The organism is Escherichia sp. MOD1-EC6021 (genome assembly GCF_002965245.1).
GTDB lineage: Bacteria > Pseudomonadota > Gammaproteobacteria > Enterobacterales > Enterobacteriaceae > Escherichia > Escherichia coli_F.
Window position 1 is genome coordinate 344159 of the sequence record NZ_PTRU01000003.1, and the last position, 21509, is coordinate 365667.

Consider the following 21509-nt stretch of genomic DNA (forward strand, 5'->3'; position numbering starts at 1 on the left):
GATGATAAAAATGAGTCGCTACGCTTTGATTGCCGCGCTGGCGATGTTTCTCGCCGGGTGTGTGGGGCAACGTGAACCTGCACCGGTAGAAGAAGTGAAACCAGCGCCGGAACAACCTGCCGAGCCACAACAGCCTGTGCCCACAGTGCCCTCGGTGCCGACGATCCCGCAGCAGCCAGGGCCAATTGAGCATGAAGATCAAACCGCACCGCCTGCGCCGCATATTCGCCATTATGACTGGAATGGCGCAATGCAGCCGATGGTCAGTAAGATGCTTGGGGCTGACGGCGTGACTGCGGGTAGCGTCCTGCTGGTTGATAGCGTCAACAACCGTACTAACGGTTCGCTGAATGCCGCAGAAGCGACCGAAACGCTGCGAAATGCGCTGGCTAATAACGGTAAATTTACCCTGGTTTCCGCCCAGCAACTGTCGATGGCTAAGCAACAGTTAGGTTTGTCGCCGCAGGACAGTTTAGGCACCCGTAGTAAAGCCATAGGCATTGCCCGCAACGTCGGTGCTCATTACGTGCTGTACTCCAGCGCCTCTGGCAACGTTAACGCTCCGACCCTACAAATGCAGCTAATGCTGGTGCAGACGGGCGAAATTATCTGGTCAGGTAAAGGTGCCGTTTCGCAGCAATAATCCCATCACGCGCGACGAATTGCTGTCGCGCTTTTTCCCGCAATTTCATCCCGTCACGACGTTTAATAGTGGGCTTAGCGGCGGGAGTTTTCTCATTGAACATCAGGGCCAGCGTTTTGTTGTGCGTCAGCCGCACGATCCTGATGCGCCGCGGTTCGCGTTCTTGCGCCAGTATCGGGCTTTATCACAACTACCCGCATGCATTGCACCGAAGCCGCATTTATATCTCCGTGACTGGATGGTGGTCGACTATCTGCCCGGCGAGGTAAAAACGCATTTGCCGGATACCAACGAACTGGCAGGCTTGCTGTATTATCTACATCAACAGCCGCGTTTTGGCTGGCGAATAACGCTGCTGCCGTTACTGGAACTGTACTGGCAGCAAAGCGATCCGGTGCGGCGGACAGCGGGTTGGCTGCGAATGTTAAAACGTCTCCGCAAAGCGCGGGAACCACAGCCTTTACGCTTGTGTCCATTGCATATGGATATCCACGCCGGAAATTTAGTGCATAGCGCGTCAGGATTAAAACTTATCGACTGGGAGTATGCCGGAGATGGTGATATCGCGCTGGAACTGGCGGCGGTGTGGGTGGAAAATACTGACCAGCATCGGCGATTGGTTAATGACTATGCCGCGCGCGCGAAGATTAATCCGGCGCAATTATGGCATCAGGTCAGGCGATGGTTTCCCTGGCTGCTGATGCTCAAAGCTGGGTGGTTTGAGTACCGCTGGCGACAAACCGGCGATCAACAATTTATCAGGCTTGCCGATGACACCTGGCGGCAGCTATCAATAAAACAATAAGGAGAGCAGTGTGGGTCCAGTAATGTTGGATGTCGAAGGTTACGAACTGGACGCGGAAGAGCGTGAAATACTGGCGCATCCGCTGGTAGGAGGGCTGATTCTCTTTACGCGTAACTATCACGATCCTGCCCAGTTACGCGAACTGGTGCGCCAGATCCGTGCAGCTTCGCGCAATCATCTGGTGGTGGCGGTGGATCAGGAAGGTGGGCGTGTGCAGCGTTTTCGTGAAGGTTTTACCCGCTTGCCAGCGGCACAGTCATTCGCTGCGCTGTTGGGAATGGAAGAAGGTGGAAAACTGGCGCAAGAGGCCGGTTGGCTCATGGCCTGCGAAATGATTGCTATGGATATTGATATCAGCTTTGCGCCAGTGCTGGACGTCGGGCACACAAGCGCGGCGATTGGCGAGCGTTCTTATCATGCCGATCCCGAAAAAGCCCTGGCAATGGCCAGCCGCTTTATTGATGGCATGCATGAAGCCGGAATGAAAACCACCGGTAAACACTTCCCTGGGCATGGTGCGGTAACGGCAGACTCACACAAAGAGACGCCGCGTGACCCTCGTCCACAAGCGGAAATTCGTGCCAAGGATATGTCGGTATTCAGCGCATTAATCCGTGAAAATAAACTCGACGCCATTATGCCTGCGCATGTGATCTACAGTGATGTCGATCCGCGTCCTGCGAGCGGTTCTCCCCACTGGCTGAAAACCGTTTTACGCCAGGAACTGGGTTTTGACGGCGTGATTTTCTCCGACGATTTATCGATGGAAGGTGCCGCGATTATGGGCAGTTATGCCGAACGCGGGCAGGCATCACTGGATGCGGGTTGCGATATGATCCTGGTCTGCAATAATCGTAAAGGGGCCGTCAGCGTGTTAGATAATCTGTCACCGATCAAGGCAGAACGTGTTACACGTTTGTATCATAAAGGTTCATTTTCGCGACAGGAACTGATGGACTCGGCTCGCTGGAAAGAGATCAGCGCCCGTCTGAATCAGTTACATGAACGCTGGCAGGAAGAGAAAGCAGGTCACTAACCCTGGCTTATGTGAGGAAGCGATGATTATCTATTTACACGGTTTTGACTCTAACAGTCCGGGTAACCACGAGAAAGTCTTACAATTGCAGTTTATTGACCCGGATGTACGCTTGATAAGCTACAGTACGCGGCATCCGAAACATGATATGCAGCATCTGCTCAAAGAAGTGGACAAAATGCTGCAACTAAACGTCGATGAGCGTCCGCTGATATGCGGCGTTGGTCTGGGCGGATACTGGGCGGAGCGAATTGGTTTTCTTTGCGATATCCGCCAGGTGATCTTCAATCCTAATTTGTTCCCTTATGAGAACATGGAAGGCAAGATTGATCGCCCGGAAGAGTATGCCGATATTGCCACTAAGTGTGTGACCAACTTCCGCGAGAAGAATCGCGATCGCTGTCTGGTGATTTTGTCGCGTAACGATGAAGCGCTTAACAGCCAGCGGACATCTGAAGAGTTGCATCATTATTACGAGATTGTCTGGGACGAAGAGCAGACGCACAAATTCAAGAATATCTCCCCGCATTTGCAGCGCATTAAAGCGTTCAAAACCCTCGGTTAAATGCCCTCGTCGCATCAGGTAACCTTGCTGATACCTGATGCGTTCCAGATTCTGTAAATTCTGTAGGTCGGATAGGGCGTTCACGCCGCATCCGACACTGGCAATGTGCCTGATGCGACGCCGCTCGCGTCTTATCAGGCCTACCAAACGCCCTCCATATACGTCTCACCCTCCTGAATTCGTTTAAATAATAAACAATAAGCTGTATTTTTTGATCTCATCCGGTAAATCAGCCTATCTTTTCAGCAACAAAACTTGATTAACATCAATTTTGGTATGACCAATGCACCATTCATGTTATTCTCAATAACGAAGAACATTTTCATTGCTGTAACCTGTTGTTAATTAAGAGCTATATTAATAACCATTAGTTAACAATTGGTTAATAAATTTAAGGGGGTCACGTTGACTACGCCATTGAAAAAAATTGTGATTGTCGGCGGCGGTGCTGGTGGGCTGGAAATGGCGACACAGCTGGGACATAAGCTGGGACGCAAGAAAAAAGCCAAAATTACGCTGGTCGATCGTAACCACAGCCACTTGTGGAAACCGCTGCTGCACGAAGTGGCGACTGGCTCGCTTGATGAAGGCGTCGATGCGTTGAGCTATCTGGCCCATGCGCGCAATCATGGTTTCCAGTTCCAGCTGGGTTCCGTCATTGATATCGATCGTGAAGCGAAAACAATCACTATTGCAGAACTGCGCGACGAGAAAGGTGAACTGCTGGTTCCGGAACGTAAAATCGCCTATGACACCCTGGTAATGGCGTTGGGCAGCACCTCTAACGATTTCAATACGCCAGGAGTCAAAGAGAACTGCATTTTCCTCGATAACCCGCATCAGGCGCGTCGTTTCCATCAGGAGATGCTGAATCTGTTCCTGAAATACTCCGCCAACCTGGGCGCGAATGGTAAAGTGAACATTGCGATTGTCGGCGGCGGCGCGACGGGTGTAGAACTCTCCGCAGAATTGCACAACGCGGTCAAGCAACTGCACAGCTATGGTTACAAAGGCCTGACCAACGAAGCCCTGAACGTAACACTGGTAGAAGCGGGCGAACGTATTTTGCCTGCATTACCGCCACGTATCTCTGCTGCGGCCCATAATGAGTTAACGAAACTTGGCGTTCGCGTGCTGACGCAAACCATGGTCACCAGTGCTGATGAAGGCGGCCTGCACACTAAAGATGGTGAATATATTGAGGCTGATCTGATGGTGTGGGCAGCCGGGATCAAAGCGCCAGACTTCCTGAAAGATATCGGTGGTCTTGAAACCAACCGTATCAACCAGCTGGTGGTGGAACCGACGCTGCAAACCACTCGCGATCCAGACATATACGCTATTGGCGACTGCGCGTCATGCCCGCGTCCGGAAGGGGGCTTTGTTCCGCCGCGTGCGCAGGCCGCACACCAGATGGCAACCTGCGCAATGAACAACATTCTGGCGCAGATGAACGGTAAGCCGCTGAAAAATTATCAGTATAAAGATCACGGTTCTCTGGTATCGCTGTCGAACTTCTCCACCGTCGGTAGCCTGATGGGTAACCTGACGCGCGGCTCAATGATGATTGAAGGACGAATTGCGCGCTTTGTATACATCTCGCTATACAGAATGCATCAGATTGCGCTGCATGGTTACTTTAAAACCGGATTAATGATGCTGGTGGGGAGTATTAACCGCGTTATCCGTCCACGTTTGAAGTTGCATTAATCGGCTTGTACTGGCGGATGCGGCGTAAACGCCTTATCCGCCCTGGACAAATGGTACGAGCGGTAGGCCTGATAAGACGCGTTAAGCGTCGCATCAGGCATTCCTTCAGACTCCTCCGAATCCCTAAGTATTTCCAGCCATTCCCGCGCTTTTCATCTTCTGTCTGATAGCTGCTTTTCTCCTTCACTTGCATGATTGGCATAACAGCAAAGAAGGAGGTGTTCCCGTGAATAAATCAATGTTGGCGGGTATAGGGATTGGTGTCGCAGCTGCGTTGGGCGTAGCGGCAGTGGCCAGTCTGAACGTGTTTGAACGTGGCCCGCAATACGCTCAGGTTGTTTCTGCAACCCCAATCAAGGAAACGGTTAAAACACCGCGTCAGGAGTGTCGCAACGTCACAGTGACCCATCGTCGACCGGTGCAGGATGAAAATCGCATTACCGGGTCGGTGCTCGGCGCTGTTGCTGGCGGCGTGATAGGGCATCAGTTTGGCGGTGGTCGCGGTAAAGATGTCGCCACTGTTGTGGGGGCGCTGGGAGGTGGCTATGCCGGTAACCAGATCCAGGGCTCTCTCCAGGAAAGCGATACTTACACGACTACGCAACAGCGTTGTAAAACGGTGTATGACAAGTCAGAAAAAATGCTCGGTTATGATGTGACCTATAAGATTGGCGATCAGCAGGGCAAAATCCGCATGGACCGCGATCCGGGTACGCAGATCCCGTTAGATGGCAACGGGCAACTGATTTTGAATAACAAAGTATAACAAGGCTGTATTCTGCAATTTAGCCCCCCATTCGCTCAGGCTGAGGGGCTTTTTTTTGCGCCTTATTTCACCAGTTCGGGCCATAAACGCAAAGTCGTTCGGGCAATCTGCATCAGTTTTTCCAGCGATGCACCTTCGCGTGCGCTGATCGACATCCCCTGAATAATACAATTAAGGAATTCAGCCAGATGCGTCACATCACAGTGGGTCGGGATTTCCCCGCGCGCTTGTCGTTGACATAAAAACTGCTGCAAAGTGCGCTCTTGCATCGCATGGCGTGATTTCAGCGTATTGGCGATATCTCCGGAATCCGGGGAGAGGGTGGTGCAGTTGTTGATCATAAAGCAGCCAGCCGGGGTGTCTTTGCTGGTAAAGCAGTTGGCGATGGCAGCAAAATAGTCAGCCAGCGCAGACTCCACGCTTTTCTCTTCACAAAACAGCTGTGCTTCATGCTTAGCGGCAAAACGATCGATATAGCGGTCGAGTACGGCGCGGAATAACCCCTCTTTGTTGGTAAATTCCGCGTATAGCGTGGGCGCTTTGGCTCCGGTCGCTTCGACGAGGTCCGCAAGAGAAGTCGCTTCATAACCGTGCTGCCAGAACAATTTCATGGCCTTATCAAGCGCGGCATCCCTGTCGAACACTTTTGGGCGGCCACGGCTTTTTTTTACACATTGTGTTGAGTCAGTTGCCATGATGCCGTTGTACCTGGTGACTGTGAATGAAAGGTTATTATAAAAATAATCACCTCCGTTCACCAGTCCACAAACCATAAAAATAATTGCTTTCTATTTAACTGAAATTTAAAGATTTTTAAATTAATTAATGATTGTTATAAAAAATATCTTGTATGTGATCCAGATCACATCTATCATTTAGTTATCGATCGTTAAGTAATTGCTTGCGACGTCATTCATCTGCATAAGGCCACTATTATGAAAAACGTAAAAACCCTCATCGCTGCGGCGATTTTAAGCTCAATGTCATTTGCCAGCTTTGCGGCTGTCGAAGTTCAGTCAACGCCAGAAGGCCAACAAAAAGTCGGTACTATCAGTGCTAACGCGGGGACAAATCTGGGATCGCTGGAAGAGCAGCTGGCGCAAAAAGCGGATGAGATGGGCGCAAAATCTTTCCGTATTACTTCTGTAACCGGTCCGAATACCCTCCATGGAACAGCAGTAATTTATAAATAAGCATTAACCCTCATTAATGCCTGCTACTGCTGATTTTTTTCCCCGCGACATGCCGTGTCGCGGGGATTTTTTTATCCAGGATTTACAAAGTTTGTGGGCTCACTTGATGACGGCGGACATCCACCGGCATCCCGGAACGGACATCCATCACATGCTGCATCACTTCAGCGTCAGTTTGCGCTGCATCTTTAAATGATTGCATTGCGCTATTCAGTGTAATTGGCAGCAGCTGCGGATCGTCATCAATCTTCTCTGACAGCGGTTGATGTACTTCAACCAGACGCGCACCGTCTGGTTCGGCAGAGACTTTAATCGGGGTGTTGATGATATTCACTTTGGTACCTGGGGTGACCTGGCTAAAGAGTGTTTTGATATCGTCATCCCGCAGACGAATACAGCCAGAACTTACCCGCATGCCAATGCCGAAATCGGCGTTCGTACCGTGAAGCAAATAAACACCGCCATAGGCCGCCAGACGAATCGCATGATGGCCCATTGGGTTATCCGGTCCAGCCGGAACTACCGCAGGCAACTCAATTCCCTGTGCCTTATACCGCGCGCGAATGTTTGCCGTTGGCGTCCAGGTTGGGTTTGCACGCTTGTCAGAAACGGTGGTCACCATTGTCGGTGTCAGCGTGTCACCACCCAACTGACCAATGCCGATGGGATACACGGTTACCGAATTTTTACCCGGCGGGTAGTAATAGAGACGCAGTTCCGCAATATTGATCACAATGCCTTCGCGCGGCGCATCTGGAAGTAGGGTTTGCAACGGGATCGTTAACACGCTACCCGCGCGCGGCACGTAAGGATCAACGCCGGGGTTGGCCTGTAACAGAGCGAGAAAGCCGACATTATATTTTTTGGCGATGGCTTCCAGAGAACCACCGTCATTTTCCACCACATGAAATTTGTTTTCGCCAACCAGACGACTGCCTGCTGGCGGCAGCGGCCAGGTGTTGGCTTTTACCGGTAGCGCCAGCGCCACGGCAGCGGCGAACGTAAAAAACGTTAGCCAGCGAGAAAAACGCGTTTTGATCATCACCAAAAATCCATAATAAATATAAGGTTATTGTAATAAACAGATAAGCCTGAATTATGGATGGTGACAGTGTCGGATAGTGCAGGGAAGTGCAAATAATTTGTAAATGTTGGATATGGGGGCGCAGAAACGCCCCCGATTTACCATTAAGCGATCGCGTTCTCTTCCAGTTCACGCATAAACTGGCGAATCCATTCGATACGCGTTTTCCGCTCGCTCAAATCCTGAATAAACTTCAGGCGCGTCGGACCATCAAGGCGGTAATGCTGTGGCTGTTTTTGCAGCAAACCAATCAACCAGGCCGGATTAACGTGATTCTTCTCGGCAAATTCGATCACCCCACCTTTCTCATTACCTTCCAGCTTCCTGATCCCCAGTTTCTGCGCTTGCTGACGCAGACGGGCAATATCCAGCAGGGTACGCGCCGGATCCGGCAGCAGGCCGAAGCGATCGATAAGCTCGACTTTGATCTCTTCCAGTTCGTTTTCCGTTTTGGCGCTGGCAATACGTTTATAGAACGACAAACGCGTATTCACGTCAGGAATGAAATCATCTGGTAATAGCGACGGCATCCGCAGCTCGACTTCCGTTTGCTGGCTAGTGAGATCTTCCAGCGACGGCTCGCGTCCGGCTTTCAGCGCATCGACGGCGTTTTCCAGCAACTCCATATACAGCGAGAAACCGATAGTTTCCATTGAGCCGCTTTGTTCTTCGCCAAGCAGTTCACCCGCGCCGCGAATCTCCAGATCGTGCGTTGCCAGCGCAAAACCTGCACCGAGATCTTCCAGCGAGGCAATCGCTTCAAGACGTTTTTGCGCATCGGTAGTCATCGCTTTTGGATGCGGCGTCAGCAGCCATGCATATGCCTGATGATGCGAACGTCCGACGCGACCGCGCAACTGATGCAGCTGCGCCAGACCGAAGTGATCCGCCCGCTCGATGATAATGGTGTTGGCAGTCGGGATATCGATCCCGGTTTCGATAATGGTGGTACAAACCAGCACGTTGAAACGTTGATGATGGAAATCATTCATCACCCGTTCCAGTTCGCGCTCGCGCATCTGCCCGTGACCGATGGCGATCCGCGCCTCTGGCACCAGCTCCGCCAGTCGTTCGGCAGCTTTCTGGATGTTTTCCACATCATTGTAGAGATAATAAACCTGTCCCCCGCGCAAAATTTCACGCAGGATCGCCTCCCGGACCACCAGACTGTCATACTCACGGACAAAGGTTTTAACTGCCAGACGACGGGCAGGCGGCGTAGCGATAATCGACAGATCGCGCATTCCGCTCATTGCCATATTCAGCGTACGTGGGATCGGCGTTGCGGTAAGTGTCAGAATATCCACGTTCGCCCGCATCGCTTTGATGCGCTCTTTATGACGCACCCCGAAGCGGTGTTCTTCATCGACAATCAGCAGACCTAAATCTTTAAACTTGACGTCATTTTGCAGCAGTTTGTGCGTACCGATCAGAATATCGATTTTCCCTTCCGCCACTTCCGCAAGGATTTGCGTCTGCTCTTTGGCGCTGCGGAAACGGGAGATCATTTCGATGCGTACCGGCCAGTTGGCGAAACGGTCGCGGAAGTTGTCGTAATGCTGCTGCGCGAGAAGGGTGGTAGGCACCAGCACCGCCACCTGCTTGTGGTTATCTACCGCCAGGAACGCGGCGCGCATCGCGACTTCAGTTTTACCAAAGCCAACATCACCGCACACCAGACGATCCATCGCCAGCGGCTGACACATATCGCTAAGCACTGCATTAATGGCTTGCGCCTGATCCGGCGTGGTTTCAAACGGGAAGCTGTCGCAGAACAATTGATATTGTTCACGATCGTGTTTAAACGCGAAGCCCTCTTTGGCGGCGCGTTGCGCGTAGATATCCAGCAATTCCGCCGCCACATCACGCACTTTTTCCGCCGCTTTCTGCCGCGCCCGCGACCACGCATCACCGCCAAGTTTATGCAGCGGGGCGTTTTCTTCCGCGCCACCGGCGTAACGGCTAATCAGATGCAGTGATGACACCGGAACATACAGTTTGGCGTCGTTGGCATAGGTGAGCATCAGGTACTCGCCAGTAATGCCGCCCGCTTCCAGCGTGGTCATTCCTGCATAGCGCCCGACGCCGTGCTCCAGATGGACCACCGGCTGACCAATATGCAGCTCCGCAAGGTTACGGATCAGTGTATCGGGGTTGATGGCGCGGCGAGAATCCTGACGACGACGGGCAACGCGTTCACCGAGCAGATCGCTTTCGCAAATCAGCGCCAGATTACGTACCGTATCGACAAAACCATGTTCGGCAGCGCCAATCATCAGATAACGCCCACGGTCGTTGGCTTCATCAAGACGCATAATGCGTTGAGGAGCAATTTTAATTCGCGCGAGCAGTTCACCCAGCGCTTCACGGCGACCTTCACTTTCTACCGAGAACACCACCGGACCGTCGAAAGACTCGAGGAACTTACGCAGCGCATCCAGCGGCGCTTTTTGTTGTGCCTGAACGGCCAGGTCTGGCAGCTTCTGGAAACCTAAATTGGCATTCGCTGCTTTTGTCGGTAAATGTTCAGTTTTTAGCTGCACACGCGGCCAGTTTTTTAGCTCTGAAAAGAGCTCGTCTACCCGCAGCCAGAGCGATTGTGGTGGCAACAGTGGACGCATCGGATCGACGCCGCGATTTTCAAAACGCGCCAGCGTGTCAGCCTGGAAACGTTCGGCACTGTTTTCCAGATCGCCAGTATTCACCAACAGCGTATTGGCAGGGAAATAACTGAACAGTGGCGGCAGCGGTTCGCTGAAGAATAGCGGCTGCCAGTACTCGATCCCGGCAGGTAATGTGCCTTTACTCACTTGCTGATAAATATGTTCCGGGTCGCGCTTCACTTCGAAGGTATCGCGCCACTGGCTGCGGAACAGTTCAATTGCCGCTTTATCTGTCGGAAATTCGTGCGCGGGCAGCAGATTGATGGCTTCTACTTCCTCCAGCGTACGCTGGCTGTCAACGTCAAATACGCGCAGGCTATCGATTTCATCATCAAAAAAATCAAGACGATAAGGCAAGTCGCTGCCCATCGGGAAAAGATCCAGCAACGCGCCGCGCGTGGCGTATTCGCCGTGCTCCATAACCTGGTCAACATGGCGATAACCGGCACTGTCCAGTTGCGTACGTAAGGCATCACGAGATAACCGCTGACCTTTTTTCATCATCAGCGCGTGGCCGTGGAGGAAACTGTGCGGGCAAACGCGCTGCATAAGCGTATTCACCGGAACAATCAGTACGCCACGCTGCATCGTTGGTAGCTGGTAAAGAGTGGAAAGGCGTGAGGAGATAATGTCCTGATGAGGCGAAAAACTGTCGTAGGGAAGGGTTTCCCAGTCCGCCAGATTCATCACCATCTGATCGGTAAACTGGCTGATTTCATCATGCAAACGCAGGGCATTTTGCATATCTGGTGCAATAAGTACCACCGGACCGGCGTGACGTTCGGCAATTTCCGCTACCAGCGTCGCGCAGGCAGCGCCAGTTAACTCGCCCAGCAGACGCTGCTCACCCGCTTTGACGGGCAGCGTATAACGATATTGTTCAGGCATAACGGTTGTCAGATTCTCGTTAGGATATGCCTCAACATATGGGGGCATATCTCTGATAAGCAATGCTGTTCATTATCCGTAATCGACATGGTTTAGCAAATTGAATCGCCCCGGCTGGGGCGATGGCTTAGCGGGAGTAACTGACGGCAGCGGGCAGAGAAGGCGGGGAGAACAACAGATCGCTGAATGCGCGCTGTGAAAGTTTTCTTACCAGCAAGCCCGCAACAGTACAAATCAACAAACTGACAAAGGGGTAAACCAGCAGGAGCGTCAGTTCGACTTGCGGCGACCAGCGTGCCGCGTTCATTTGCGGAATCAGGCTTAAGCTGAATATTTCTACCAGTATGCGATGGGTGGTGTAGATAGCAATGGTGTTGGAGCCAATCACATTCAGCAGGCTGGTGGGGCGCATACCGAAACGTTGCTCGTACTGATAAAACAGTTTCATGATCACCACAATCGATACCAGCGACAACAGCAGCGAGATAGTAAACAACCAGGCACCGACCGCCAGAACAGCCAGCAAAGAAGCCATCAGCAGATGGCGGCGCAACGGCACCTCTTTAACACAGGTCATTAATGTTGCGCCAAACCATGCGCCAAGGCTGTAATAAGGCAAATTGCGGATCACACTGTTCATTCCCCACCACGGTGTGGGTACGAAATTAACCGCCACACTCATCAGTACAAACAGAACAAATAACGGCAGGGCCAGGCGGTTAAAAATTTTACATATCACGAAATAGACAATTAAAGCATACAGATACCACAAGCTGGTGCTGGCGGTGATCATTCCGTGCAGGAACTCATCGGTAGAATCGGCATAAGCGGCATTGGAGGCATTACTTAAATTGCGCTCAGGTGCCAGCCACTGATTTAGTGCACTTATCGCCAGCCACTGCACTACGCCCCAAAGTGCCAGCACCCAGAAGATGCTCCAGATGCGTTTATCGAGACAATTTCCCCATGGCACGCTATCGATATAGCGGCGAATCAAATAGCCAGAAATAAAGAAAAAAACCGGCATACGAAAGGGGGCAAGGTAAAGATTGAAATAGATCCAGCATTTGCTCAGGACTTCCGATAACGGATGCTGAAAAGTGGTCAGATGCGGATAAAAGGTAATGACCGAGTGATAAATCACTACAAGACAAATACATAACCCTTTGATCTGGTTAATCCATAGCTCTTTTTGTTTCATCAGGACAACACGCTCTTTTTTAATTTACATGCGGTTGATCCTGCGAGTTATGACCCGAGGTGTAATGGGTATCTGTCTGTATTGGATGATTTTTCAGATTAAGATCAGGCGGCAAGATTGATGATAAAACATGGCAATTTAGCCGATTGATTTACGGGGACTTTTCAGATTAGCCCTGACGATCACTTACAGTTCAGACGTTTACCCATCTTGCTTTCGCTTATATACTCGTGTCTTTGCTAACAGCAACCAGACGGATTTCATGTACCAACCTGTCGCTCTATTTATTGGCCTGCGTTACATGCGTGGGCGTGCAGCGGATCGCTTCGGTCGCTTCGTCTCCTGGCTTTCTACCATCGGCATTACCCTCGGGGTGATGGCGCTGGTCACAGTATTGTCAGTGATGAACGGCTTTGAGCGCGAGCTGCAAAACAACATCCTTGGCCTGATGCCACAGGCAATTCTCTCTTCTGAGCATGGCTCTCTTAACCCGCAGCAACTCCCGGAAACGGCAGTCAAACTGGACGGCGTTAATCGCGTCGCACCTATTACTACCGGTGATGTGGTACTGCAAAGCGCGCGCAGCGTGGCGGTCGGGGTGATGCTGGGTATCGATCCGGCGCAAAAAGATCCACTCACGCCGTATCTGGTCAATGTGAAACAAGCTGATCTCGAACCGGGGAAATATAATGTCATTCTCGGCGAACAACTTGCCTCACAGTTGGGCGTCAATCGCGGTGATCAAATCCGCGTGATGGTGCCATCTGCCAGCCAGTTCACGCCGATGGGGCGTATTCCAAGCCAGCGCCTGTTCAATGTGATTGGCACTTTCGCCGCCAACAGTGAAGTCGATGGCTATGAAATGCTGGTGAATATTGAGGATGCCTCGCGTCTGATGCGTTATCCGGCAGGCAATATCACTGGCTGGCGTTTGTGGCTGGATGAGCCGCTGAAAGTTGATTCTTTAAGCCAGCAAAAACTGCCTGAAGGCAGCAAATGGCAGGACTGGCGTGATCGTAAAGGCGAGCTATTCCAGGCCGTACGCATGGAAAAAAATATGATGGGCTTGCTGCTGAGCCTGATTGTTGCCGTAGCGGCGTTTAACATTATTACCTCGCTAGGGCTGATGGTGATGGAGAAGCAGGGCGAAGTAGCGATCCTGCAAACGCAAGGCTTAACTCCGCGACAAATCATGATGGTCTTTATGGTGCAAGGGGCCAGCGCCGGGATTATCGGTGCGATCCTCGGAGCGGCGCTTGGTGCACTGCTTGCCAGCCAGTTGAATAATCTGATGCCGATAATCGGCGTCCTGCTTGATGGCGCGGCACTGCCAGTCGCTATCGAACCTTTACAGGTCATTGTTATTGCGCTGGTGGCGATGGCTATCGCGCTGCTGTCTACGCTTTACCCTTCATGGCGCGCTGCCGCCACTCAACCCGCTGAGGCTTTACGTTATGAATAAGATCCTGTTGCAATGCGACAACCTGTGCAAACGCTATCAGGAAGGCAGTGTGCAAACCGATGTACTGCACAATGTCAGTTTCAGCGTCGGCGAAGGTGAAATGATGGCGATCGTCGGTAGCTCTGGTTCTGGTAAAAGTACCTTGCTGCACCTGCTGGGCGGGCTGGATACGCCAACCTCCGGCGATGTGGTTTTTAATGGTCAGCCGATGAGCAAACTGTCGTCGGCGGCGAAAGCAGAACTGCGCAACCAGAAGCTGGGCTTTATTTATCAGTTTCACCACCTGCTGCCGGATTTTACCGCCCTGGAAAACGTGGCTATGCCGCTGTTGATTGGCAAGAAAAAGCCCGCTGAAATCAACAGCCGTGCGCTGGAGATGTTAAAAGCGGTGGGGCTGGAGCATCGTGCGAATCACCGCCCATCTGAACTTTCTGGCGGCGAACGCCAGCGTGTGGCGATTGCCCGTGCGCTGGTCAATAACCCGCGGCTGGTACTGGCGGATGAACCTACTGGTAACCTCGATGCACGTAACGCCGACAGCATCTTCCAGTTGCTTGGGGAATTGAATCGCTTGCAGGGCACCGCCTTCCTGGTGGTTACTCACGACCTGCAACTGGCGAAACGTATGAGCCGCCAACTGGAAATGCGTGATGGACGTCTGACGGCGGAACTGAGCCTGATGGGAGCGGAGTAATGGCGATGCCTTTATCGTTATTGATTGGCCTGCGTTTTAGTCGCGGACGGCGGCGCGGCGGTATGGTGTCGCTGATCTCCGTCATTTCTACCATTGGCATTGCCCTCGGCGTGGCGGTATTGATTGTCGGCTTAAGCGCGATGAACGGCTTTGAACGCGAACTGAATAACCGCATTCTGGCGGTGGTGCCGCATGGCGAAATTGAGGCGGTGGATCAGCCGTGGACTAACTGGCAAGAAGCCCTGGATAACGTGCAAAAAGTGCCGGGTATTGCCGCTGCCGCGCCGTATATCAATTTCACCGGGCTGGTGGAAAGTGGTGCCAATCTGCGCGCAATTCAGGTCAAGGGCGTTAACCCGCAACAGGAACAGCGTTTGAGCGCATTACCCTCGTTTGTCCAGGACGATGCGTGGAGCAATTTTAAAGCAGGCGAACAGCAAATTATCATCGGCAAAGGCGTGGCGGATGCGCTGAAAGTGAAGCAGGGCGATTGGGTGTCGATTATGATCCCCAACTCGAATCCCGAGCATAAACTGATGCAGCCAAAACGCGTGCGTTTGCACGTTGCCGGTATTTTGCAGTTGAGTGGCCAACTCGATCACAGTTTTGCCATGATCCCGCTGGCGGATGCCCAGCAATATCTTGATATGGGTTCCAGCGTGTCAGGTATTGCCCTTAAAATGACGGATGTTTTCAACGCCAATAAGCTGGTACGCGATGCGGGTGAAGTGACCAACAGCTATGTTTATATTAAAAGCTGGATTGGTACTTACGGCTATATGTATCGCGATATCCAGATGATCCGCGCCATTATGTATCTGGCGATGGTACTGGTGATTGGCGTGGCCTGTTTCAACATCGTCTCTACCTTAGTGATGGCGGTGAAAGACAAGAGTGGCGATATCGCCGTATTAAGAACGCTGGGGGCGAAAGACGGTTTAATTCGCGCCATCTTTGTCTGGTATGGATTACTGGCAGGGCTGTTCGGCAGCCTGTGTGGGGTGATTATCGGCGTGGTGGTTTCACTGCAACTTACCCCGATTATTGAGTGGATTGAAAAGCTGATCGGTCATCAGTTCCTCTCCAGCGATATCTATTTTATTGACTTCCTGCCATCGGAATTGCACTGGCTGGACGTCTTCTACGTACTGGTCACAGCATTGTTGCTGAGTCTTTTGGCAAGTTGGTATCCGGCGCGGCGCGCCAGTAATATTGACCCTGCGCGAGTCCTTAGCGGCCAGTAAAGGCAGTACATTAAAACAAGGAGCGGCAATGTATTACGGGTTTGATATTGGTGGAACAAAAATTGCGCTTGGCGTGTTTGATAGCGGTCGGCAGTTGCAGTGGGAAAAGCGGGTGCCGACACCGCGTGACAGCTATGACGCATTTTTAGATGCAGTGTGCGAGCTGGTAGCCGAAGCTGACCAACGTTTTGGCTGTAAAGGTTCTGTCGGCATCGGTATTCCGGGAATGCCGGAAACAGAAGATGGTACGCTGTATGCCGCCAATGTCCCCGCTGCCAGCGGTAAATCGCTGCGTGCAGATCTGAGCGCACGTCTTGATCGCGATGTCCGCCTTGATAACGATGCCAACTGTTTTGCCCTTTCAGAAGCCTGGGATGATGAATTTACTCAATATCCACTGGTGATGGGGTTGATTCTCGGCACCGGCGTTGGCGGCGGGCTGATTTTCAACGGTAAACCAATTACCGGTAAAAGCTATATTACCGGCGAGTTTGGCCATATGCGTCTGCCGGTTGATGCGTTAACCATGATGGGGCTGGATTTCCCGTTACGCCGCTGCGGCTGTGGTCAGCATGGCTGCATTGAAAATTATCTGTCTGGTCGCGGTTTTGCGTGGCTGTATCAACACTATTATCATCAACCGTTGCAGGCTCCCGAAATTATTGCGCTTTATGATCAAGGCGATGAGCAGGCAAGGGCGCACGTTGAGCGTTATCTGGATTTATTAGCGGTTTGTCTGGGAAATATCCTGACCATTGTTGACCCTGACCTGGTCGTCATTGGTGGTGGCTTATCGAATTTCCCGGCAATCACAACGCAACTGGCGGACAGGCTGCCTCGTCATCTCTTACCTGTAGCTCGTGTTCCGCGCATTGAACGCGCGCGCCACGGTGATGCGGGAGGAATGCGTGGTGCGGCTTTCCTACATCTAACCGAGTAAACAACAGAGGTTGCTATGCTGTCGCGTCGGGGTCATCGGTTAAGTCGTTTTCGTAAAAATAAACGCCGCCTGCGCGAGCGTTTGCGTCAGCGTATTTTTTTCAGAGATAAAGTGGTGCCGGAAGCAATGGAAAAACCAAGAGTACTCGTACTGACTGGGGCAGGTATTTCTGCGGAATCAGGTATTCGTACCTTTCGCGCCGCAGATGGCCTGTGGGAAGAACATCGGGTTGAAGATGTGGCAACGCCGGAAGGTTTCGATCGCGATCCTGAACTGGTACAAGCGTTTTATAACGCCCGCCGTCGACAGCTGCAGCAGCCAGAAATTCAGCCTAACGCCGCGCATCTTGCGCTGGCTAAACTGCAAGATGCTCTCGGCGATCGCTTTTTGCTGGTGACGCAGAATATCGACAATCTGCACGAACGCGCAGGTAATACCAATGTGATTCATATGCATGGGGAATTGCTGAAAGTACGTTGTTCGCAAAGTGGTCAGATTCTCGACTGGACCGGAGACGTTACGTCAGACGATAAATGCCATTGTTGCCAGTTCCCGGCACCCTTGCGCCCGCACGTCGTTTGGTTTGGCGAAATGCCACTCGGCATGGATGAAATTTATATGGCGTTGTCGATGGCCGATATTTTCATTGCCATTGGTACATCAGGGCATGTTTATCCGGCGGCTGGGTTTGTTCACGAAGCGAAACTGCATGGTGCGCACACTGTCGAACTCAATCTTGAACCGAGTCAGGTCGGTAATGAATTTGCCGAGAAATATTACGGCCCGGCAAGCCAGGTGGTACCAGAGTTTGTTGAGAAATTGCTGAAAGGATTATAAATCAGGAGTAATGGCCTGATGCGCTACGCTTATCAGGCCTGCGATGGGGCGCAATGAATTGAATTTCCGGGTGTCGTAGACCAGAGAAGGCGTTGACGCCGCATCTGGCATATTTACTGCCTCTTTTAGCGTTTACTCGTCCATAACAGCAACATTAGCCACATCCTTGCTAAATAAAAAACGGGCGGTAATACCACCGCCCGTTTGCTGAATTAACGTCCTGCTTTCAGCTTCTGATAATACTCTTCATAAATGCTGCTGGCTGCGCCAACGTCATTCTGCCATTCACCATTTTTAATGGTTTCAGCATCCGGGTAGAGCGTCTTGTCGTTCGCTATTTCCGGGCTTAACAGCTTACGCGCGGCGAGGTTTGGCGTTGGATAACCGATAGTTTCAGCAACCTGTTTTGCCACATCCGGGCGCAGCAGGAAGTTAATCAATTTCAGCGCGCCTTCTTTGTTTTTGGCATTTGCCGGAATTGCCAGACTGTCCATCCAGAAAATGCCGCCTTCTTTCGGCCACACCACGTCAATTGGCGTACCCGCCTGGCGTGCAACGAAAGCAGAACCGTTCCAGATCATGCCGAGGTTAACTTCGCCTTCCATGTACGGGTTAGCCGGGTTATCGGAGTTAAACGCTGCCACGTTTGGCATCAGTTTTTTCAGCTCGTTATATGCAGCTTCAATCTCTTTCGGATCGGTAGTGTTACCGGAGTAGCCCAGTTTGCGCAGCGCCATCTGGAACACTTCACGGGCATCGTCGGTCAGCAGCAGGCTGCCTTTGTACTCAGGCTTCCACAGATCGGCCCAGCTGGTGACAGATTTCGGGTCAACCGCATCACCGTTAACGCCAATCGCCGTCGCCCCCCAGATATACGGAATGGAGTAGTCGTTATTCGGGTCAAACGGCTTGTTGAGCATGTCTGGATCGAGATTGCTGAAGTTGCTTAACTTCGACTTATCGATCTTCTGGATCATCCCTTCTTTACGCATTTTATCGACGTAATAGGTTGAAGGAACCACCAGGTCATAGGCACCGTCTTTGTACGTTTTCAGCTTCGCGTACATGGTTTCGTTCGACTCGTAAGTCGAATAGATAACCTTAATACCGGTTTCTTTGGTGAACTGTTCAAGCAGTCCTGGCGGCACGTACTCGGTCCAGTTGTAGAAATACAGCGTGTTGTTGTCATCGGCGTGAGCGGCGCTCATGCCCAGTGCCAGAGCACCCGCCGCGAGCAGGTGGCGTGACCATTTTTTCATTTAACGTCCCCTGTGTTACCTTTCGTTTTATCACGAGCAATAAGCTGGCTGGCAATTACCATCACCAGCGACAGCACCAGTAATATGGTTGCCAGCGCGTTAACTTCCGGCGATACGCCGACTTTGACCATCGAATAAATTTTTAACGGCAGAATTTCATAACTCGGCCCGGTGACAAACGAAGAAACCACCACGTCGTCCATCGACAGGGTAAAGCTTAACACCCAGCCCGCCGCTACCGCTGGCATTGCCAGTGGCAGAATGATTTTTCGCAGAATGGTAAATTCGCTGGCACCGAGATCTTTCGCCGCTTCCAGCATTCGCACATCAAAACCTTTCAGGCGCGAATACACCGTCACCACCACAAACGGCAGGCAGAAGGTGATATGCGAGAACAGCAGCGACCAGAAGCCAAGCTGAATACCCAGCAGCATAAACAGCACCAGCAGAGAAATCGCCATCACAATATCTGGTGACATCATCACCACAAACAGCATTCCGCTAACGAACGGCTTACCACGAAAGCGATAACGGTACAACGCAACTGCCGTCAGTGAACCGATAAGCGTAGCAAACGTCGCCGAAAACACCGCCATCGTCAGTGAATGCTGAGCTGCCTGCAACAGACTGTCGTTGTTCATCAGCAGGCTATACCATTTGGTGGTAAAACCCTGCCAGTTGATGCCAAAGCGCGAGCTGTTGAAAGAGTTCACAATCAAAATAATGATTGGGATATACAGGTACGCGTAGATAGCGGTCATAAAACCGCCGCGAAGCAGTCGACCGATCATTCGAGTTCCACCTTCTTATTCATAAGGCGGGACACTTTCAGGATTTTGAATTTATTCAATTTTTTCCTTTCTCCAAAATCTCTCCAAAACGTTTCCCCAAAACTAGGCCACGCATTTTACAACACTTTTTTCCTGAGATGGTGACGGATATTCCATATGGTGTTTGTCAAATAACCAACTTAACCCATTCCTGACCTCGAGTATCGTTATAGCGATCGGTGGTTGCCTGGACTTTATGTCCTAGTAATGTTTTTGTATCGATACCCTGTGCACGGTACAGCCGTTCTGATAGAGAGCGTTGTTCATGAAATGTTGGCGGAGTTTTTCCTGCTGGTGGAATTATCCCAGCCAGATCCCGTGCTTTGGCAAAGTAGTCGCTCAGGTTGTCTTTACTCATCGGCTTCGGTTGTTTCTGGTGCCGACTATGGATTAGATATGGACTTAATATTCTGTCTCGGCACCCATCAATAACTTCTTTTAACGTTATCCCAATGGCATCACAGCGTAGTGTAAGCGGTAACGCCAGACGCATTCCGGTTTTTCCCTGGGTGATATGCAAGTGTTCGTTCCACACATCTGAAAAACGCATGTGGCAAATGTCATCACGGCGCTGACCAGTAACAATCGCAAGAAGCATTGCGTTACGGATAAAGTGTTTTTCAGGCGTTGCATTGTAAATTTTTTGCCAGTCTTCCATGGTGAGCCTGGCTCTGGTTACTTTAGGGATCGGTTTACGGGTAGCCTCCGGAGGATTCCATCCAGGAGGAACTTCCCCTGCATGCTGTGCTTCTTTATAAATATCAACCCATAATCCACGATTTACTCTCGCTGTGCTGACCATGTCTTTATCCAGCCACTCATCCAGTATTAATGCAAAGTCTCTTACTTCCAGTTCTTTCAATGGGTGGTTTCCCAGACGGGAAACCAGGTATGCAGCCATTCGGGTTTTTTCTTTGTGAGTTGTAGCTGCAATATCTCCATTTTTCAGTCGCGTGTCCTGTATTTTCAGATATCGATCAACCCATGCCTTTAATCTGATACCCCGACGTTTTGTTGCTGACGGACTTTCATCAATTTTGCGCATGAAATATTCAGCTTCTGCTGCAGCTATTCGCTGATTGGCTGTGGAAGCGATTTTTTCTGCCTTACCTTTGTCTGTTCCGAGTCCGTGAAATTTTCCAGTCACAGGATTTTTATACTGGTAGTAAACTCTGCCAGTTCTGCGATCAAACTTTTCGTAAAGACCGGCTACGTCAGTGCTGTTTTTTCGTGGCCTCGGTGACATGAGTTAAAATCTCCTTCAGTGCATCATCATCGCCAGTATGAATTTCCGGCGCAATTCCCGTTTCACCAGGCCCAACAAATACTGCTCGGCGATCTATCAGCCAACGCCCACGAATTTTTTGTGGTCTTGGAACGATGTATCCTAGTTTTCCGTATTTCACCAGGGTAGTGTTTGTTATTGGGAGACTGAACCGTTTTGGTTTCCACTCGTCGAGCGTTATCAGGTACTGTTCGCTCATGGCTATCACTCCGGAACGCGCCAGTTGCAGAATATCAACGACAACTGGCGACGGTTGAACATTAAAAATCAGCCTGATTCGGGATCAGTTTTTGCCAGATAGCTGAAACGTATTTTGCCTGGTGACGAGCGTCATCAAGTGCATTATGGCGCTCACCTTCGAATGGAATAGCCGTTCTGGCATCGAAGTCTATGGCTTTCCCCAG

21 protein-coding genes are annotated in these 21509 nt (G+C 51.3%); 12 read left to right on the plus strand and 9 right to left on the minus strand.

Going from position 1 to position 21509, the window contains the following annotated elements; translation table 11 throughout:
• The first annotated feature begins 1 nt into the window (after position 1).
• The 6 genes from lpoB (at position 2) to BEB54_RS06100 (ending at position 5525) form a co-directional block, all read left to right on the plus strand.
• Positions 2 to 643 carry a penicillin-binding protein activator LpoB gene (gene lpoB / locus BEB54_RS06070; RefSeq protein ID WP_000594311.1) on the plus strand — a complete coding sequence of 214 codons (642 nt, stop codon included), beginning with the start codon at positions 2 to 4 and terminating at the stop codon, positions 641 to 643.
• Complete coding sequence (gene thiK / locus BEB54_RS06075; protein WP_105277125.1) at positions 624 to 1448, plus strand: thiamine kinase; 825 nt, start codon at positions 624 to 626, stop codon at positions 1446 to 1448. Before lpoB ends, thiK begins: the two co-directional genes overlap by 20 nt.
• Before the next feature lie 10 nt (positions 1449 to 1458).
• A complete protein-coding gene (gene nagZ / locus BEB54_RS06080; protein WP_105277126.1) occupies positions 1459 to 2484 on the plus strand; it encodes a beta-N-acetylhexosaminidase in 1026 nt (341 codons plus the stop codon).
• A 22-nt stretch (positions 2485 to 2506) separates the two neighbouring features.
• Complete coding sequence (gene ycfP / locus BEB54_RS06085) at positions 2507 to 3049, plus strand: alpha/beta hydrolase YcfP (RefSeq protein WP_000587933.1); 543 nt, start codon at positions 2507 to 2509, stop codon at positions 3047 to 3049.
• Between the two features lie 405 nt (positions 3050 to 3454).
• Complete coding sequence (gene ndh, locus BEB54_RS06090; protein WP_000211045.1) at positions 3455 to 4759, plus strand: NADH-quinone dehydrogenase; 1305 nt, start codon at positions 3455 to 3457, stop codon at positions 4757 to 4759.
• Between the two features lie 226 nt (positions 4760 to 4985).
• A complete protein-coding gene (locus BEB54_RS06100) occupies positions 4986 to 5525 on the plus strand; it encodes a glycine zipper 2TM domain-containing protein (protein WP_001563799.1) in 540 nt (179 codons plus the stop codon).
• A gap of 62 nt (positions 5526 to 5587) precedes the next feature.
• Here the strand turns inward: BEB54_RS06100 and comR are convergent, their stop codons facing one another.
• Entirely contained in the window at positions 5588 to 6220 is a 633-nt protein-coding gene (gene comR / locus BEB54_RS06105; protein WP_001356845.1) for a TetR family copper-responsive transcriptional repressor ComR, read from the minus strand.
• Positions 6221 to 6460: 240 nt separating this feature from the next.
• Here comR and bhsA point away from each other — a divergent pair, with 240 nt between their 5' ends.
• A complete protein-coding gene (bhsA, locus tag BEB54_RS06110) occupies positions 6461 to 6718 on the plus strand; it encodes a multiple stress resistance protein BhsA (protein ID WP_000800153.1) in 258 nt (85 codons plus the stop codon).
• A gap of 82 nt (positions 6719 to 6800) precedes the next feature.
• Here bhsA and ldtC read toward each other — a convergent pair whose 3' ends face one another.
• From ldtC to BEB54_RS06125, 3 genes are all read right to left on the minus strand, one after another.
• The gene (gene ldtC / locus BEB54_RS06115; RefSeq protein WP_105277127.1) at positions 6801 to 7763 is read right to left on the minus strand and encodes a L,D-transpeptidase LdtC; all 963 of its coding nucleotides are present in this window, start codon (positions 7761 to 7763) and stop codon (positions 6801 to 6803) included.
• Between the two features lie 143 nt (positions 7764 to 7906).
• The gene (gene mfd / locus BEB54_RS06120) at positions 7907 to 11353 is read right to left on the minus strand and encodes a transcription-repair coupling factor (RefSeq protein ID WP_105277128.1); all 3447 of its coding nucleotides are present in this window, start codon (positions 11351 to 11353) and stop codon (positions 7907 to 7909) included.
• A gap of 127 nt (positions 11354 to 11480) precedes the next feature.
• The gene (locus tag BEB54_RS06125; protein WP_105277129.1) at positions 11481 to 12554 is read right to left on the minus strand and encodes an acyltransferase family protein; all 1074 of its coding nucleotides are present in this window, start codon (positions 12552 to 12554) and stop codon (positions 11481 to 11483) included.
• A 262-nt stretch (positions 12555 to 12816) separates the two neighbouring features.
• On the opposite strand from BEB54_RS06125, the gene lolC reads away from it, so the two are divergent.
• The 5 genes from lolC to cobB are packed head-to-tail and all read left to right on the plus strand — an operon-like array spanning position 12817 to position 17731.
• Positions 12817 to 14016: a lipoprotein-releasing ABC transporter permease subunit LolC gene (lolC, locus tag BEB54_RS06130; RefSeq protein WP_000284708.1), complete on the plus strand. Its 1200-nt coding sequence runs from the start codon at positions 12817 to 12819 to the stop codon at positions 14014 to 14016.
• Positions 14009 to 14710, plus strand: a complete 702-nt coding sequence (gene lolD, locus BEB54_RS06135) for a lipoprotein-releasing ABC transporter ATP-binding protein LolD (RefSeq protein ID WP_001033707.1) — start codon at positions 14009 to 14011, stop codon at positions 14708 to 14710. Before lolC ends, lolD begins: the two co-directional genes overlap by 8 nt.
• On the plus strand, positions 14710 to 15954 hold the full coding sequence (lolE, locus tag BEB54_RS06140; protein ID WP_001251354.1) for a lipoprotein-releasing ABC transporter permease subunit LolE: 1245 nt from the start codon (positions 14710 to 14712) through the stop codon (positions 15952 to 15954). The genes lolD and lolE overlap by 1 nt, the downstream gene beginning before the upstream one ends.
• A 28-nt stretch (positions 15955 to 15982) precedes the next feature.
• Positions 15983 to 16894, plus strand: a complete 912-nt coding sequence (nagK, locus tag BEB54_RS06145) for an N-acetylglucosamine kinase (RefSeq protein WP_105277130.1) — start codon at positions 15983 to 15985, stop codon at positions 16892 to 16894.
• A 15-nt stretch (positions 16895 to 16909) separates the two neighbouring features.
• Positions 16910 to 17731, plus strand: coding sequence for a Sir2 family NAD+-dependent deacetylase (gene cobB / locus BEB54_RS06150; protein ID WP_105277131.1), 822 nt, complete (start codon positions 16910 to 16912; stop codon positions 17729 to 17731).
• 212 nt (positions 17732 to 17943) lie between these two features.
• Here cobB and potD read toward each other — a convergent pair whose 3' ends face one another.
• The 5 genes from potD to BEB54_RS06175 all read right to left on the minus strand — a co-directional run.
• Positions 17944 to 18990, minus strand: coding sequence for a spermidine/putrescine ABC transporter substrate-binding protein PotD (gene potD / locus BEB54_RS06155; protein WP_000759307.1), 1047 nt, complete (start codon positions 18988 to 18990; stop codon positions 17944 to 17946).
• A complete protein-coding gene (gene potC, locus BEB54_RS06160) occupies positions 18987 to 19781 on the minus strand; it encodes a spermidine/putrescine ABC transporter permease PotC (protein WP_000580316.1) in 795 nt (264 codons plus the stop codon). Before potC ends, potD begins: the two co-directional genes overlap by 4 nt.
• 166 nt (positions 19782 to 19947) lie before the next feature.
• A complete protein-coding gene (locus tag BEB54_RS06165; protein ID WP_000074983.1) occupies positions 19948 to 21066 on the minus strand; it encodes a phage integrase Arm DNA-binding domain-containing protein in 1119 nt (372 codons plus the stop codon).
• The gene (locus BEB54_RS06170; RefSeq protein WP_000003742.1) at positions 21035 to 21304 is read right to left on the minus strand and encodes an excisionase; all 270 of its coding nucleotides are present in this window, start codon (positions 21302 to 21304) and stop codon (positions 21035 to 21037) included. Before BEB54_RS06170 ends, BEB54_RS06165 begins: the two co-directional genes overlap by 32 nt.
• Before the next feature lie 61 nt (positions 21305 to 21365).
• Positions 21366 to 21509 (minus strand): 3'-5' exoribonuclease domain-containing protein (locus BEB54_RS06175; protein ID WP_136740613.1); only part of this gene is annotated, 144 nt, incomplete at its 5' end.